Source organism: Microbacterium sp. STRO-1N (assembly GCF_057748015.1).
Window position 1 is genome coordinate 2,101,664 of record NZ_CM173234.1, and the last position, 14,597, is coordinate 2,116,260.

Genomic DNA, 14,597 nt, shown 5'->3' on the forward strand with positions numbered 1-14,597 from the left:
ATATGGCAATTATCCGTAGAAGAGCTCTTCGAAGACACGCCGTGCACGACGAGTCACACCGAGATAATCCTCCTCGACCTCGGTCGCCGATCGGTCGGGATAGCCGAGAAGACGGCCGATCCCGTCCAGTTGGCGGCGGTCGGAGGGCAGCACATCGCTGGTCTGTCCGGTGAGCAGGGTGATGGCGGAACGCAGCCGACTCGCGAGGCGCCATGCCTCCCGGAGGCGATCGGCCCCGTCGGCCGGCACGAGATCGGCCGCGACCGCGGCATCCAGAGCCCGCAGCGTCGAAGTCGTGCGCAACCCGACCACCTCGGAGGCGTGCTGCAACTGGATCAGCTGGACGAGCCACTCGACGTCGCTGAGCGAACCGGGACCGAGCTTGAGATGCCTCCGCGGGTCAGCGCCCTGCGGCAGGCGCTCCCCCTCGACGCGGGCCTTGATGCGCTTGATCTCGCGCAGGCCCTGCAGATCCACCTGCTCCGGGTAGCGGACGCTGTCTGCGAGCCGCATGAACTGCGCGATCAGTGTCGCGCTGCCCGCGACGCCCCTGGCGCGCAGGAGCGCCTGCGCCTCCCACGACAGGGACCAGCGCCGGTAGTACTCCGCATATGCGTCGAGCGTGCGCACAACGGGCCCGTTGCGGCCTTCTGGCCGGAGATCGGCGTCGAGATCCAACGGCACGCGCTGATCGGTCAGGTGTTCGCGCAGGCCGTTGACGAGCTTGACCGCGAGCTGCTGCGCACGCTGCGGTTCGACATCGTTCGCCTCGTAGACATAGAGGATGTCGGCATCCGAACCGAAACCCAGCTCTGCGCCGCCGAAGCGGCCCATCCCGATCACGGCGAAGTCCAGGCTGTCGTCCTCGGGCGACACGACCTCGCGTCTGACCGCACGCAGACCCGCCTGGATCGTCGCATCCGTGATGCCCGTGAGCACTGTCGCGATCTCCTCGATCGTGAGGACGTCCAGCACGGCCCCCATCGCGGTGCGCAGCAGTTCTCGACGTCGAAGGCTCCGTACGGCACGCAGTGCGTCCGCCGTCTTCTCATGTCGTGTCTGGATCGCCCGCGCCTCCTCATCGAGGGCTGACTCGGAACGCGGCCGCAGCGAGTCAGCACTGTCCAGCCAGGCCACCGATTCCGGAATCCACTCCATCAGTTCGCCGACGTAGCGCGAAGACGACAGCAGTCGAGTGAGGCTCTCGGCCGCGCCTGAGGAGTCCCGCAGCATCCGCAGGAACCACGGGGTGTCGCCGAGTCGCTCGCTGATCCTCCGGAAAGCGATGAGTCCGTAATCCGGGTCGGTGCCGTCCGCGAACCAGCGCACCATGACGGGCATGAGATGCCGCTGGATGGTCGCCTTGCGGCTCAGGCCGTTCGTGAGGGCGCCGATGTGGCGCAGCGCTCCGGCCGGGTCGCGGAATCCGATGGCGGCCAGACGGTCGTGCGCCTGCTCGGTCGAGAGGCTGCGTTCCTCCTCGGGAAGCGAGGCGACCGCGGTGAGCAGCGGCCGATAGAACAACCGGGTGTGGATGTCGCGGACCTCGCGACGGACCCGCTCCCACAGTTCCCACACGCCAACGCCGGAATCGGCGAGACCTGTCGCCCGCGCCAGCACGCGCCTGCCCTCGTCGGTTCGCGGCATCAGGTGGGTGCGGGAGAGCTCCCTGAGCTGCAGACGGTGCTCGAGCAGGCGCAGCGTCCGGTAGTCGTCAGCGAACGTCCCGGCGTCGGCCCGCCCGATGTAGCCGCCATCGACCAGCGCGTCAAGGGACTCCAGCGTGCCGCGCGTACGAATGCGGGAATCGGTGAGGCCGTGCACGAGCTGGAGGAGCTGCACCGTGAACTCGATGTCACGCAGCCCTCCTTCGCCGAGCTTGATCTGGTAGGCCGCGTCCGCGGGGTCGATGTGCGCCGTCACGCGCTCGCGCATGCGCTGGACGCTGTCCACGAAGTTCTCGCGGGCGGCGCTGGACCAGATCTTCGGCTGCACAGCCTCGATGTACGCCGCACCGAGTCCGGGGTCACCGGCGAGCGGGCGGGCCTTCAGCAGCGCCTGGAACTCCCAGCTCTTCGCCCACCGGTCGTAATACGCCAGGTGCGAGGCCAGCGACCTGACCAGGGCGCCCTGCTTGCCCTCGGGGCGCAGCGCGGCATCCACCTCCCACAGTGGCGGCTCCGCCTCGATCCCGGTCAGCCCCCGCATCGTCTCACGCGCAAGGCGCGTGGAGATGTCGATCGCCCGGCTCTCCTCGACGATCTCCTCGTCGGCGGTGCCTCCGACGAAGATGACGTCGACGTCGCTGACGTAGTTCAGTTCTCGAGCGCCGGCTTTGCCCATCCCGATGATCGCGAGCTGCGTCGCCGCCACGGCATCGCGCGACGTCGTCGACGCCAGCCTGGCGCGCGCGACGGCGAGCGATGCCTCCAGCGCCGCGCCGGCGGCATCGGCGAGCCCGGCGCTGACCGCCGGAATCAGATCCGCCGGTCGGGGATGCGACACATCCGCGATCGCGATCCGAGCGAGCTCACGACGGTAGGCGACGCGAAGCCGCACCCATGCCTCCTCGTCGGCGGTGTCCGCGAAGCCGTCGACCGCGCCGACGGCTGCCAGCATCCTGCTGTGCAGTCGCTCCGCATCCGGTACGCCGACGTCCGGCTCCCCCAACACATCGAGCGCGTCCGGATGCCGGAGGAAGAAGTCCCCCAGTCCGATCGACGCACCCAGCAGCCGCCACACCCGCTCACGGGTCTCGTCGACGCGCAGCAGCGCGCTGATGGCCGTGCCGTCGCGTCTGGCGATGCGGAGCATGCCCGCTACCGCGGCATCCGGATCCGCACCGGCCCCGGCGCCGTCGAGCAGCGCGCCGCGGTCGATGCCGGTGAGCTCGGCGAGTTCGGTGAGAGACTGCGCCGCGGCGCTGAGCTCAGTGAAGCCCAGGCGCGCCAGCGCAGACAGCGAGACGGAGTCGACCGGCCGTGCCATGCGCGGTCAGAGCAGCTCGAGGTTGCTCTTCAGTTCGAACGGCGTCACCTGGCCGCGGTAGGCCTCCCACTCCCGGCGCTTGTTGCGCAGGACGTAGTTGAACACCTGCTCCCCCAGGGTCTCGGCGACGAGCTCGGAGGCCTCCATGTACTCGAGCGCGTGATCCAGGCTCGCCGGCAGCGCCTCGTAGCCGAGCGCCCTGCGCTCGGCGTCGCTGAGCGCCCAGACGTTGTCCTCGGCCTCTGGCGGCAGGTCGTAGCCCTCTTCGATGCCCTTGAGCCCGGCCGCGAGCATGAGCGCGTATGCCAGATACGGGTTGGCCGCCGAGTCGATGCCGCGGTACTCGATCCGCGACGAACCGCTCTTGTTGGGCTTGTACATGGGCACGCGCACGAGAGCCGACCGGTTCGTGTGTCCCCACGTCACGAAGCTCGGGGCCTCGTCGCCACCCCACAGACGCTTGTAGGAGTTCACGAACTGGTTCGTGACGGCAGCGATCTCGTTCGCGTGCTTGAGCAGGCCCGCGATGAACTGCCGTCCCGTCTTGGAGAGCTGATACTGCGCGCCCTCCTCGTAGAACGCGTTGCGCTCGCCCTCGAAGAGCGACATGTGCGTGTGCATGCCGCTGCCGGGGTGGTCGCTCAGGGGCTTCGGCATGAAGGTGGCGTACACGCCCTGCTCGATCGCGACCTCTTTGATGACGGTGCGGAACGTCATCACGTTGTCCGCCATCGTGAGCGCGTCCGCATAGCGCAGATCGATCTCGTTCTGTCCTGGTCCGCCCTCGTGGTGGCTGAACTCGACCGAGATGCCCAGGTCCTCCAGCATCCGCACCGACCGGCGACGGAAGTCGTGCGCCGTCCCGCCGGGCACGTTGTCGAAGTAACCGGCGGAGTCGACCGGCACCGGACCCTCCGGCCCGAAAGTCGACGACTTCAGCAGATAGAACTCGATCTCCGGATGCGTATAGAACGTGAACCCGGCATCCGCGGCCTTGGCCAGCGTGCGCTTGAGCACGTGCCGCGGATCGGCGACGGCCGGTTGGCCGTCCGGTGTCGTCAGGTCGCAGAACATGCGAGCCGTCGGATCGATCTCGCCGCGCCACGGCAGCGTCTGGAACGTGGTCGGATCCGGCTGCGCGAGCAGGTCGGACTCCGAGGTGCGCGTGAGACCCTCGATCGCCGACCCGTCGAAGCCGATGCCCTCAGCGAAAGCGCCCTCGACCTCGGCCGGCGCGATCGCGACCGACTTCAGCGTGCCGATGACATCCGTGAACCAGAGTCGGACGAACTTGACGCCGCGCTCCTCGATCGTGCGCAGAACGAAATCCCGCTGCTTGTCCATGCCCATGCTCAGGAGTCCCAGCCGTTCTCCGCGGCTTCCTCTTCGGCCCACGCCGCCGCCCGCCGCTTGACGACCTCAGGTGCGTTCTTCGCCTCCTCGGCGGTGTCGAAGGGACCGATGCGGTCCGTCGAGGGCGAGATCATGCCGAACTCGACCTCGCCGGTCACCGAGTTGAACCAGTACTTGTGATCGTTGTCCGGCATGGCGGATCCCTTCGTAAGCGACTGTCACGATCCTACTGTCGGTCGGGCTCCTGGGTAGGCTATTGCTCATGGCAAAAGCGATCGGCGTCGACATCGGCGGCACAGGCATCAAAGCAGGCATCGTCGACCTCGAGCACGGCACCATGGCATCCGATCGGGTGCGCGTTCCGACGCCCGAAGGCGCATCGCCGCAGGATGTCCTGAACGCGGTGCAGACCGTCCTGAAGACACTTGACGTGCACGAATCCACCCTCCCGCTCGGCGTGGCGTTCCCCGCGATCGTCAAGCGCGGCAAGACGCTGTCCGCCGCGAACGTGTCGAAGGAGTGGATCGACTTCGACGCGGAGCAGTTCTTCCGCGATGGACTCCAGCGCAACATCGTGTTCGTGAACGACGCCGACGCGGCCGGTGTCGCCGAGGCGCGCCACGGTGCGGCGAGGGACGTGATCGGTCTCACCCTGATGACCACCCTCGGCACCGGTATCGGCTCGGCTTTCCTGTACAACGGCGTGCTCGTGCCGAATACCGAACTCGGGCACCTCAACTACGGCTCCTACGAGTCCGTCGAGCACTGGGCGGCGACCTCGGCGCGCGAGCGCGAAGGCCTCACGTGGGAGCAGTGGGCCGAGCGTCTGCAGGAGTTCTACTCGCACATCGAGTTCCTCTTCAGCCCCGACCTGTTCGTGGTCGGCGGCGGCGTCTCGAAGAACGCGAGCGACTTCCTCCCGCTGCTGGATCTCAAGACGCCCATCGTCCCGGCGATCCACCGCAACAACTCCGGCATCATCGGTGCCGCATCGCTCGCCGGCGACTAGTCACCGATATTCGAAGGCCTCAGCATCGGTTCCGGATGCTGAGGCCTTCGACGTCGTGCGGCGCTCTCGCCTCTGGAGGAACCACGGCCCGGGGAACTCCAGTAGCGTATGGTCATGATTCCGATGGAGAACCTCTTGGCCTTCGCGATCGCGTCGGTGATCATCATCGTGGTCCCCGGTCCGAGCGTCCTCTTCGTCATCGGAAGGTCCATCGCTCTTGGCCGGCGGGCCGGCATCCTGAGCGTCCTCGGCAACGCCCTCGGCACAGTCCCTGCCGTGGTCGCCGTCGCGTTCGGCGTCGGCGCGATCGTCGCCTCTTCGGTTGTCGCCTTCACGATCATCAAGATCGCAGGGGCCGCGTATCTGGTGTGGCTCGGCATCCAAGCCATCCGCCACCGCCGCGCCCCCACGCAGTCCTCCACCGGCCAGACAACGTCATCCTGGACGCTCCTGCGGCAGGGGTTCATCGTCGGCGCCACCAACCCGAAGACCATCGCCTTCTTCGTCGCCGTGCTCCCCCAGTTCGTGAATCCAGCGACGGGAGCCGTCTGGGCACAACTCCTCCTCCTCGGACTCACCTTCCAAGCCCTCGCCCTGGTTTGCGACAGCATCTGGGCTCTCGCCGCCGGGACTGCACGCGCATGGTTCGGGAGATCGCCCCGGCGCATCTCCACGCTCTCCGGCGCTGGCGGGGTGATGATGATCGGGCTTGGCGGCACGCTCGCGCTGACCGGCTCGAAAGCCTGACTTCCGCCGGAAGGATACGGCTCATCACCACATTCATCTCGCGCAGGCGCGCACGCCCGCCGCAAAGGGCTGACCAGGGAGTACCTGATCAGCCATAAAAAGGTGAATGGGTCGGCCTGTACGCCGGGTTCTGTTCGGGGGTTCTTCGCCCCTTCGACGGTCATCTCTCTCGGCGACACGTTGCCGTGGCGCTCCAGCGGTCTACCCGAGGACTCGGCGAGCCGCGTCATCATCCTCTGTCTGACCTTGCTCCGGGCGAGGTTTACCTGGCGGGCCGTGTCACCACGGCCCCCGGTGGTCTCTTACACCACCCTTTCACCCTTACCGGGCCGAAGCCCGGCGGTCTGCTCTCTGTGGCACTTTCTCGCGGATCACTCCGGGTGGGTGTTACCCACCGCCCTGCCCTGTGGAGCCCGGACGTTCCTCGGTGCGGTCTCCCGCCACGCGACCGTCCGGCCGGCCCATTCACCTCACCAGTCTACTTCTCGGCGGTCTCAGCCTCTCGCAGGTCCAGGGGGACATCCAGCGGGAATGAGCCGAACAGCCGCTCCGTCGCGACGGCGGCGGCTTCCCTGACGGCATCCGCGGCCTGCTCGGCCGATTCGGCCGGCACATGCAGGATCACCTCGTCGTGCAGGAAGAAGGCCAGATGCGCCGCCCGCGCGAAGGGCCCGGATGCCGTGGCGGGCGTCGCAGCGGCGGGCAGCGCCCGCAACCGGTGACGGATCTCTGCCAGCCAGATCAACGACCACTCCGCCGCCGTGCCCTGCACGATGAAGTTGCGGGTGAAGCGACCGCGATCGCGTGCACGGCGCTGCGCCTCGCGGACGACCGCCGCTGTGGCGTCAGCGCCGCTCGCCGCCGCCTGCATGGCCAGCCAGGCCGGCGGAGGCTTCGGAGAGGAGCGCCCGAGCCAGGTGGAGACGACCCCGCCGTCCTCCCCTGTGCGAGCTGCGTCGTCCACGAGTCGCATCGCCTTGGGGTAGACCTTGCGCAGCCGGGGCACGAGGCGCCCGCTGTCTCCCGTGGTGGCGCCGTACATCGCGCCGAGTACGGCGTACTTCGCCTCTTCGCGGGTGGCCACCGCTCCGGATTCCACCACGCCGGCGTAGAGGTCGCTGCCCCGAGCGGCCTGTGCCATCGCCTCGTCGCGTGCCATCGCGGCCAGCATCCGCGGTTCCAGCTGCGCCACGTCGGCGACGATCAGCCTCCATCCCGGATCCGCGCGCACGGCGGGGCGGAGCATGCGCGGCAGCTGCAGTGCTCCCCCGCCCGCGGACGCCCATCGGCCTGTCACGACGCCTCCGGGGATGTAGACGGGGCGGAATCTGCCGTCCTGCACCCAGTCGGCGAGCCAGGTCCACCCGTTGGCGCTGAGCAGCCGCGCGAGCTTCTTGTACGCGAGCAGGGGTGCGACGGCGGGGTGATCGAACTCCGCCAGCTCCCACCGGCTCGTCGACTCCGCGAGCACGCCGACGCGATGCAGGGCACGCAGCAGTTTCTGCTGACTGTCGAGGTTCACCTGCTCGTCGCCCAGTTCGGTGCGCACGCTCTGCGCGAGTTCGGCCATTCTCGCCGGCACGCCACCCATGCGCCGCTCACCGAGAGCGTCCACGAGGATGCGGTCGTGCGTCACGGCATCCCAGGGCAGTCCACCGGCCCGCATCTCCTCGGCGACGAGGCCACCGGCCGACTCGGCGGCGCACAGCAGCGCCAGCCGCCCGTCAGGGGCGCCACTCAGGGCACGCAGTTGTGCCCGGTACTGCTGCAGGACCTCGTCGACCGGGTCGTGCTCGGTCTCGGCGATCAGGGCGTCGAACAGGGTCGGCTGTTCGACCTCCGTCGTCGTCGGCATCCACAAGCGCGAGGCGGCGAGAGGCTCCGCGAGCAGCGCGGTATCGCGCAGGATCGCATGGCAAAGGACGAGATCGTGTGTGCGGCCGAGTCGCGCACCCGCATGCAGCAGACGCGGATAGACCTCCCGAGCGCTGCGGATCACCCACCGAGGCGATGACGTCTCCTCGACCGAGGCGATCCACACGTGCGCGTCGTCACGCGCGAGCGTTCGACGCTCCAGTTCGGTGCCCTCGGCATCCAGTTCGACCGCGGTGTACGCATCGCCCGTCTCGACGAGCGCGATGCGCCGCTCAGCGCTGCGCGACACCGTGCCGGGCGCGCAGGGGCGTCACAGCCCGGATTCCTCGGTGCGCACGAGGATGCAGCCGCACTCTGGGCACGACATGACCTGGTCGGCTGGTGCCTGCCGCATGGCCAGGAGGTCGATGCCGGACAGCACCATCCGGCACCCTTCGCAGGTCCCTGCGCGCAGCAGGGCCGCACCCGTCGTCCGCGCGGCTCGCCGGGTGTAGTCCGCGAGGAGTGCCGCGTCGATGCCGGCCACGATCGCGGCGCGATCGCGGGCGAGATGCTCGCCCTCCGTCGTGGCGGCCGCGACTCCGGCCTTCGCCTGCGTCGTGAGCTCGGTGCCCTCAGCGGTGGTCGCATCGATCAGCGTCTGCTGCGCCGCGACGGCCGCCTCCGCCTCCTCCACCCGTGCCATGACCTCGAGCTCCTGATCCTCGAGGGCGCTCGTGCGACGGACGAGACTGGCCAGTTCGCTCTCGAGCGCCTGCGCGTCCTTCGGGTTCGTCACGACAGCCAGTCGCTCGGCGTCGCGGGCACGGCGCTGCTCGACCACGGCGACATCCGACTCGAGACGGCGCAGCTCTGCCACCGCGTCATCTCGCGTCCCTGCCAGTGCGGTGAGCTCACGCAGCTGCGTCTGACGAAGAGCGGAGAGCTCGTTGATGCGGGCGGCGTTCGCCGGCTGGGTGCGCGCGCGCTCGGCCTTCTGGATACGGCGATCCAGGTCGGCGACATCGAGAAGGAGGCGCTGCTGTTCGGGGCTGGCGTTCACGTTCCCAACCTAGTCGCTGTCGGCGACATCCGCCGCGGCGGGGTCAGCCGGGCTCACCGTCCACGTACAGCCACTCGCGTCCTTCCCGAATGAACCGACTGCGCTCGCGCATCGAGCCGGCGACCCCTGCCTCCCGGAAGAACGCCTCGAACAGCACGACGCCCTCGCGGTCGAAGGGGCCGCCCTGCGCGGTCTCGAGGATGTCCAGGCGCGTCCACCGGATGTCGTCGTCGAGTTCCAGCCGAGCCGGGCGCGTCGAAGGGTGCCACGTGCGCAGCAGATGCGCGGCGTCGCCGCGGGCGAACGCCGTGAAGCGCGATCGCATCAGGCGCGCGGCCGTCGGCGCGGCGCCACCCGCCAGCAGCGGACCGCAGCAGTTCTCGAAGATGTCGCCCGAAAGGCAAGGACAGCGCATGGATCCATTGTCCTCATTAGGCTGGACGAACGCGTTCGACGAAGGAGACTCGATGACCTCGCTGCCCACGTTCACCGCACACAACGGCTTCGCCCTGCCCGCCATCGGGCTCGGCACCTACGGCCTGAGAGGGGCGAGTGGAGCGGACTCCGTCGCCACCGCGATCGACGGCGGATACCGGCTGGTCGATTCCGCCTTCAACTACGAGAACGAGGGCGCCGTCGGGCGCGGCGTCGCGGATGCCGAGACGGACCGCGCTGCCGTCATCGTGACGTCCAAGCTGCCGGGCCGCCACCACTCGTCCGACAAGGCGCCGTGGAGCATCGAGGAGAGCCGGTATCGACTCGGGCTCGACGCGATCGATCTGCATCTCATCCACTGGCCGAATCCGAGCCAGGACGAGTACGTGCAGGCGTGGGCGGCGCTCGTCGAGGCCCAGGACTGCGGCGTGGTGCGGCAGATCGGCGTGTCGAACTTCCTCCCCGAGCATCTCGAGCGCCTCGAACGCGAGACCGGCGTGCTTCCGGTCGTGAACCAGATCGAGCTGCACCCTTACTTCCCGCAGACCGAGCAGCTCGCGTACCACCGTGAGCACGGCATCATCACCGAGGCGTGGAGCCCGCTCGGGCGCGCCAAGGAACTGCTCGACGAATCGATCATCACGGAGATCTCATCCGCCCACGGCATCACGCCGGTGCAGACCGTCCTGGCCTGGCATGTGGCCCGCGAGGTCGTCTCGATCCCGAAGGCCTCTTCGTCCGAGCACCAGCAGAGCAATCTGGCCGCGGCATCCATCGTGCTCGCGGATGCCGAGATCGAAGCCATCACGGCACTGGGGCGTGCTGACGGCCGGCTCTTCGACGCCGACCCGCGCACGCACGAGGAGTCGTAACGGTCCCACTAGACTGGCAGCACCAGGGCCTTTAGCTCAGCTGGTAGAGCGCCACGTTTACACCGTGGATGTCGTCGGTTCGATCCCGGCAGGGCCCACCATCTCTCCGTCACCGGTGTGCGCCGTGGTCGTGGAACAGGGCTAGGCTGTTGGCGGCGCGCGTTGTGCAGAGCCGACAAGGCTCCCCGTGTCGCTTCCCGTTTCCTTGGCAAGACCTGCCAGCTTGACGAAAGGCTCCACCGTGACCGTCCACGATCAGGATCCGTACTCCCAGGGCTCTCTCGACAGCGATCCGGAAGAGACCGGCGAATGGCAGCAGTCCCTCGACGAACTCGTCGACGCCAAGGGCCACGGCCGCGGGCGCGAAATCATGCTCAGCCTTCTCAAGCGCTCCAAGGAACTGCACCTCGGTGTGCCGATGGTCCCCACCACCGACTACATCAACACGATCGCCACCGAGAACGAGCCGCAGTTCCCCGGCGATGAGGAACTCGAGCGCCGGTACCGCCACTGGATCCGCTGGAACGCGGCCATCACGGTGCACCGCGCGCAGCGCCCCGGCATCGGCGTCGGCGGTCACATCTCGACCTACGCCTCCGCGGCATCGCTGTACGAAGTCGGCCACAACCACTTCTTCCGCGGGCAGGACCACGCCTCGGGCGGCGACCAGATCTTCTACCAGGGCCACGCCTCCCCCGGCATGTATGCCCGTGCGTTCCTCGAGGGGCGACTCACCGAGTCCCAGTTGGACGCCTTCCGCCAGGAGAAGTCCGGAGCGCCGAACGGCCTGCCGTCCTACCCGCACCCGCGGATGATGCCGGAGTTCTGGCAGTTCCCGACCGTGTCGATGGGCCTCGGTCCGATCAACGCGATCTACCAGGCGATGACGAACAAGTACCTCGCCAACCGCGGCATCAAGGATGTCGCCGACTCGCACGTCTGGGCCTTCCTCGGCGACGGCGAGATGGACGAGGTCGAGTCCCGCGGCCAGCTGCAGGTCGCCGCCAACGAGGGCCTGGACAACCTCACCTTCGTGATCAACTGCAACCTGCAGCGCCTCGACGGTCCTGTGCGCGGCAACGGCAAGATCATGCAGGAGCTGGAGAGCTACTTCCGCGGCGCCGGCTGGAACGTCATCAAGGTCGTCTGGGGCCGCGAATGGGACGACCTGCTCGCCCGCGACACCGACGGCGCACTGCTGAACCTCATGAACGTCACCCCCGACGGCGACTTCCAGACGTACAAGGCCGAGAACGGCGCCTACGTCCGGGAGAACTTCTTCGGCCGTGACGAGCGCGCCCTGTCCCTCGTGAAGGACCTCAGCGACGACGACATCTGGAAGCTGCGCCGCGGTGGCCACGACTACCGCAAGGTCTACGCGGCGTACAAGGCCGCCATGGAGCACAAGGGCCAGCCGACCGTCATCCTCGCGAAGACCGTCAAGGGCTACGGGCTCGGACCGCACTTCGAAGGCCGCAATGCGACCCACCAGATGAAGAAGATGACGCTGGAGGACCTCAAGCTCTTCCGCGACACGATGCAGATCCCGATCACGGATGCTCAGCTCGAGGCCGACCCGTACCGCCCGCCGTACTACCACCCCGGTGCGCAGGACGAGACGATCCAGTACATGCTGGACCGCCGCCGCGACCTGGGCGGATTCCTGCCGGAGCGCCGAAAGACCCACGTCGACTTCGCCCTCCCGGAGGAGAAGGACTACGCGCTGCTGAAGAAGGGGTCGGGCAACCAGGAGGTCGCCACGACGATGGCGTTCGTCCGCATGCTCAAGGATCTGATGCGCGTGAAGGGCTTCGGCCAGCGCATCGTGCCGATCATCCCTGATGAGGCGCGCACGTTCGGCATGGACGCGTACTTCCCGACGGCGAAGATCTACAACCCGAACGGTCAGAACTACACCTCGGTCGACCGCGAGCTGCTCCTGGCCTACAAGGAGAGCCCGCAGGGCCAGATCATGCACGTCGGCATCAACGAGGCCGGTGCGACTGCCGCCCTCACGGCCACAGGAACGTCGTACTCGACGCACGGCGAGCCGCTCATCCCGATCTACATCTTCTACTCGATGTTCGGCTACCAGCGCACCGGCGATGCCTTCTGGGCCGCCGCCGACCAGATGGCACGCGGTTTCGTGATCGGCGCCACCGCCGGCCGCACGACACTCACCGGTGAGGGCACGCAGCACGCCGACGGCCACTCGCCGCTACTCGCGTCCACGAACCCGGCGACCGTGTCGTACGACCCCGCCTTCGGCTACGAGGTCGCACAGATCGTGCAGTCCGGCATCGAGCGCATGTACGGCGGTTCGCACCCCGATCCCGACGTCATGTACTACCTGACGGTCTACAACGAGCCGATGAAGCAGCCGGCACAGCCCGAAGACGTGGATGTCGATGGCATCGTCAAGGGCATCCACCGCATCGCGGTCGGGGAAGGCGACGGGCCCCGCGTCCAGTTGCTGGCCTCCGGCGTCGGTGTGCCGTGGGCGCTGGAAGCGCAGGATCTCCTCGCCAAGGACTGGGGCGTCGTGGCCGACGTCTGGTCGGTGACGAGCTGGACCGAGCTGCGCCGCGACGGCATCGCCGCCGACGAGCACAACTTCCTGTACCCCGCGGAGGAGCCGAAGGTCGCGTACCTGACCCAGAAGCTCGCCTCCGCCGAGGGACCTGTCATCGCGACGAGCGACTTCATGCACGCTGTGCAGGACCAGATCCGCAAGTGGGTGCCCGGCGATTACTACACGCTGGGCGCCGACGGCTTCGGCTTCGCGGACACCCGTGCCGCGGCTCGTCGCCACTTCAAGATCGACGGGCCGTCCATGGTCGTCCGCGCCCTGCAGGGCCTGGCCGATCAGGGTCGACTCGACCGGTCGGTGATCGCCCAGGCGATCGAGAAGTACGACCTGCACAACGTCAACGCCGGCTCGAGCGGGAACGCCGGCGGCGAGAGCTGAGTCGGAGGTGACAGGCTCGTCCCCCGCCTCGATGGACAAGGCAGCGACGCTCGCGTGGCTGCGCCGGATCTCCGGCGACATCGCCACGGTGACGATCAAGCGCCTGGAGGACACCCTCCCCTGGTACGCCGACATGCCGCCGGCCCGCCGCTCTGCGGTCGGGCTGGTGGCTCAGGCCGGCATCACGTCGTTCATCCAGTGGTACGACGACCCGACGTCGACGCCGTGGATCGCGGCCGACATCTTCGCCGCGGCCCCGCGCGAGCTCCTGCGCAGCGTGAGCCTGCAGCAGACCCTGCAGCTCATCCGCGTCACCGTCGAGGTCACCGAGGAGCGTGTCGCGGGCAAGGGCGAGCATCTCCGCGAAGCGATCCTGCTCTACTCGCGCGACGTCGCCTTCGCGGCCGCGGACGTGTACGCCCGTGCCGCTGAAGCCCGAGGACTGTGGGATGCCCGCCTCGAGGCCCTGGTGGTGGACTCGATCCTCACCGGCGAAGCCGATGAGGAGCTGCCGAGCCGCATCGCAGCCCTGGGCTGGCACGGTCATGGCGAAGTCTGCGTGATCGTGGGCACGACACCCGCGCAGTTCGACATCGATCAGGTCCGTCGCACCGCGCGCAAGCTCGCCGTCGATGTGCTCGTCGGCGTCCAGGGATCGCGTCTGGTGCTCGTCGTCGGTCGAGCGCACGACGCCGGTCACGAAGGCGAAGACGACGAACTCGCCTTCGACGAGATCGCGACGCGCCTTGAGCCGTCGTTCGGCCCCGGATACGTCGTCGTCGGTCCGGCCGTCGCCGCCCTGGTGGATGCCGGGCAGAGTGCCCGCGCCGCGCTGGCGGGCTTCGCCGTCGCACGAGCATGGCGCGGCGCTCCACGCCCCGTGGAAGCCGACGACCTCCTGCCAGAGCGCGCTCTCGCCGGCGATCCGCTCGCGAAGCAGACCCTCATCGAGCGCATCCATCGTCCGCTGCAGGCGCACTCCACCGACCTCGTCACGACGCTGTGGAGCTATCTCGACAACGGACGCTCGCTCGAGGCGACCGCCCGCGAGCTGTTCGTGCACCCGAACACGGTGCGCTATCGCCTGAAGCGCGTGAGCGAAGTCATCGGCTGGGATGCCACCGGCCCGCGCGAGGCGCTCATCCTGCAGACGGCGCTCATCCTCGGCTCGATCGGCACGATCGAACCAGCCAGACGACGTACGAACCCCCGTCGTCCGCGCTGAGCCCTGTACGCCACACACAAGGGATCTTCGCAATCTTGTGAGAGATCCCCCACTATGTCCGGCGGATCGTTGGCAGACTGGAC

Annotated in this window: 11 protein-coding genes, 1 tRNA gene and 1 other RNA gene; 6 read left to right on the forward strand and 7 right to left on the reverse strand. The window is 68.3% G+C overall.

Translation table 11 applies throughout. The features are described 5' to 3' along the window. Nucleotides 1-9: 9 nt before the first annotated feature. From AC3ANJ_RS10090 to AC3ANJ_RS10100, 3 genes are read right to left on the reverse strand one after another with little or no spacing between them, the layout of a single operon-like run. Complete coding sequence (locus AC3ANJ_RS10090) at nucleotides 10-2,988, reverse strand: bifunctional [glutamine synthetase] adenylyltransferase/[glutamine synthetase]-adenylyl-L-tyrosine phosphorylase (protein ID WP_488316202.1); 2,979 nt, start codon at nucleotides 2,986-2,988, stop codon at nucleotides 10-12. A gap of 6 nt (nucleotides 2,989-2,994) precedes the next feature. Next, on the reverse strand, nucleotides 2,995-4,332 hold the full coding sequence (locus AC3ANJ_RS10095; protein WP_406250530.1) for a glutamine synthetase family protein: 1,338 nt from the start codon (nucleotides 4,330-4,332) through the stop codon (nucleotides 2,995-2,997). An 8-nt stretch (nucleotides 4,333-4,340) separates the two neighbouring features. Then, entirely contained in the window at nucleotides 4,341-4,535 is a 195-nt protein-coding gene (locus tag AC3ANJ_RS10100) for an SPOR domain-containing protein (RefSeq protein WP_406250151.1), read from the reverse strand. A gap of 68 nt (nucleotides 4,536-4,603) precedes the next feature. On the opposite strand from AC3ANJ_RS10100, the gene ppgK reads away from it, so the two are divergent. Both ppgK and AC3ANJ_RS10110 read left to right on the forward strand, forming a co-directional pair. Beyond that, nucleotides 4,604-5,350 carry a polyphosphate--glucose phosphotransferase gene (gene ppgK, locus AC3ANJ_RS10105; RefSeq protein WP_406250150.1) on the forward strand — a complete coding sequence of 249 codons (747 nt, stop codon included), beginning with the start codon at nucleotides 4,604-4,606 and terminating at the stop codon, nucleotides 5,348-5,350. Between the two features lie 114 nt (nucleotides 5,351-5,464). Then, nucleotides 5,465-6,097, forward strand: coding sequence for a LysE family translocator (locus AC3ANJ_RS10110; RefSeq protein WP_488316203.1), 633 nt, complete (start codon nucleotides 5,465-5,467; stop codon nucleotides 6,095-6,097). A 103-nt stretch (nucleotides 6,098-6,200) separates the two neighbouring features. Here the strand turns inward: AC3ANJ_RS10110 and rnpB are convergent. From rnpB to AC3ANJ_RS10130, 4 genes are all read right to left on the reverse strand, one after another. Then, an RNA gene (gene rnpB / locus AC3ANJ_RS10115) (RNase P RNA component class A) lies at nucleotides 6,201-6,561 on the reverse strand. Between the two features lie 14 nt (nucleotides 6,562-6,575). Beyond that, nucleotides 6,576-8,261, reverse strand: a complete 1,686-nt coding sequence (locus AC3ANJ_RS10120) for a bifunctional 3'-5' exonuclease/DNA polymerase (protein WP_488316204.1) — start codon at nucleotides 8,259-8,261, stop codon at nucleotides 6,576-6,578. 21 nt (nucleotides 8,262-8,282) lie between these two features. Further along, the gene (locus tag AC3ANJ_RS10125; RefSeq protein ID WP_488316205.1) at nucleotides 8,283-9,014 is read right to left on the reverse strand and encodes a zinc ribbon domain-containing protein; all 732 of its coding nucleotides are present in this window, start codon (nucleotides 9,012-9,014) and stop codon (nucleotides 8,283-8,285) included. A 43-nt stretch (nucleotides 9,015-9,057) separates the two neighbouring features. Continuing rightward, entirely contained in the window at nucleotides 9,058-9,429 is a 372-nt protein-coding gene (locus tag AC3ANJ_RS10130) for a YchJ family protein (protein ID WP_488316206.1), read from the reverse strand. Between the two features lie 52 nt (nucleotides 9,430-9,481). Here AC3ANJ_RS10130 and AC3ANJ_RS10135 point away from each other — a divergent pair, with 52 nt between their 5' ends. The 4 genes from AC3ANJ_RS10135 (at nucleotide 9,482) to AC3ANJ_RS10150 (ending at nucleotide 14,514) form a co-directional block, all read left to right on the forward strand. Then, nucleotides 9,482-10,321: an aldo/keto reductase gene (locus AC3ANJ_RS10135; protein ID WP_488316207.1), complete on the forward strand. Its 840-nt coding sequence runs from the start codon at nucleotides 9,482-9,484 to the stop codon at nucleotides 10,319-10,321. A gap of 25 nt (nucleotides 10,322-10,346) precedes the next feature. Beyond that, nucleotides 10,347-10,422, forward strand: a tRNA-Val gene (locus AC3ANJ_RS10140). A 140-nt stretch (nucleotides 10,423-10,562) separates the two neighbouring features. Further along, nucleotides 10,563-13,289, forward strand: a complete 2,727-nt coding sequence (aceE, locus tag AC3ANJ_RS10145) for a pyruvate dehydrogenase (acetyl-transferring), homodimeric type (RefSeq protein WP_488316208.1) — start codon at nucleotides 10,563-10,565, stop codon at nucleotides 13,287-13,289. 31 nt (nucleotides 13,290-13,320) lie between these two features. Continuing rightward, nucleotides 13,321-14,514, forward strand: a complete 1,194-nt coding sequence (locus tag AC3ANJ_RS10150) for a PucR family transcriptional regulator (RefSeq protein WP_406250528.1) — start codon at nucleotides 13,321-13,323, stop codon at nucleotides 14,512-14,514. The last annotated feature ends 83 nt before the right edge of the window (nucleotides 14,515-14,597 follow it).